Origin of the sequence: Pyrobaculum sp., from assembly GCF_049971835.1 — an archaeon.
GTDB lineage: Archaea > Thermoproteota > Thermoprotei > Thermoproteales > Thermoproteaceae > Pyrobaculum.
Genome location: NZ_JBMFKV010000371.1, coordinates 1 through 1,281 on the forward strand (window position 1 = coordinate 1; position 1,281 = coordinate 1,281).

The window sequence follows — 1,281 nt, forward strand, 5'->3', positions numbered from 1 at the left end:
AGGTGACTGCCGTGGGGACTGAGGCTATCTTGAGCTTTTTCTTTGCGGCGTAGAATACGGTCTGTGATGAGATGCCCATCCACGTCTCTTCGAGGGCTGGGAGGAGGGTCTCTATGGCTTTTCTGGTGAAGGCTCGGTAGCCGTTTTCGGGGTCTTCGGCTTTTATGCCGAGGATCTTGAGTGCTGTTTTTATGGTTTTGATGCCGACTGCCCGGTAGGTGGGAGTTTTCCCCGCGGCGAATCTATTTCCTATTGCTATGTCTGCCGTTTTGAGGGCCTTGAGGAATTTGGGTATGTCTCTGGGGTCGTGTTGTCCGTCGGCGTCTAGGAGGACTGCGTATTCGGCTTCTGCCTTCAGCGCGGCGTGGAGTAGGGTCTTCACGGCGGCGCCGTACCCCATGTTCGCATGGTGCCTAATGACGACGGCTCCTGCCCTCTGCGCCTCTTCGGCGGTACTGTCTATGGATCCGTCGTCGACTACAATTACGAGGTCTACGTATCTCCTGGCTTCCTCTACGATTTTGCCCACCCTGCCTGCTTCGTTGTAGGCGGGGATGAGGGCCACCGTCTTTGCCTTTGGTATTTGGGGCATGGGGGGCGGTGCGTATCCCTTCCTCGTGGCGATGTAGGTGGTGACGGCGGTGATTAGTAGGGCTTGGGCCGTGGCGTAGCTGATTAGGGCCACCGCGGCTAGTCCCAAGTCAATGACGCGGTCTTGGTTGTAGTTTTTAACTAGGATTAATATCAGCCCACCTGATAGTAAAAGTGTGAGGAGCCCGGCGGTGCCGAAGTACGTCAGCGCGTGCCTCTGTACCCCCGACACGTCAAAGCTATGGCGTTACAGCCGCGCCTAGCGTTGTCTCGACTATCCTCCGGCTCCTTGGCATGTTTAGCCACTGTATTCCAAGCGCCACTGCCTTTTCCTTGTCTACCTCAACCCACGTGGTTCGGACTTTAGCCAGCTCTACTGCCTTGCCCAGGTGCCTGAGGGGTATGGTCAACTTCAGGTTCCCCTCCTTAACCTTCCTTAGGGCTTCGACGTGGGCGGGGGACTTGGTCCTCCCGCTCTTTCTGAGGTACAGGGTCGCGGCGTTCACCAGCGACCTGGCGGCAGGACTAATCTTTGACCAGACTCTCTTTCGCAACGCGCGGCTTTGTAGCGACCTGAGTGTCAGTAACGTCGGCCAGAAATATGCAGACATCGGCATGTCCTTGACGCATCTCTCTCTATTTAAGATTTATTGTTAAGTCATTTGGTTGAGTTTTTTTACTTTTTCGCTG

General features: G+C 55.4%; 2 protein-coding genes. Both read right to left on the reverse strand.

Translation table 11 applies throughout. The features are described 5' to 3' along the window. Positions 1-823 (reverse strand): glycosyltransferase family 2 protein (locus ACP5J3_RS14735; RefSeq protein ID WP_428496368.1); only part of this gene is annotated, 823 nt, incomplete at its 3' end. A gap of 7 nt (positions 824-830) precedes the next feature. Next, positions 831-1,208: a hypothetical protein gene (locus ACP5J3_RS14740; protein ID WP_428496369.1), complete on the reverse strand. Its 378-nt coding sequence runs from the start codon at positions 1,206-1,208 to the stop codon at positions 831-833. Positions 1,209-1,281: the final 73 nt, after the last annotated feature.

What these genes read in the sequence shown, in the direction of transcription:
- ACP5J3_RS14740 (WP_428496369.1), bottom strand. Translation starts at nt 1,208, where the DNA reads ATGCCGATGTCTGCATATTTCTGGCCGACGTTACTGACACTCAGGTCG.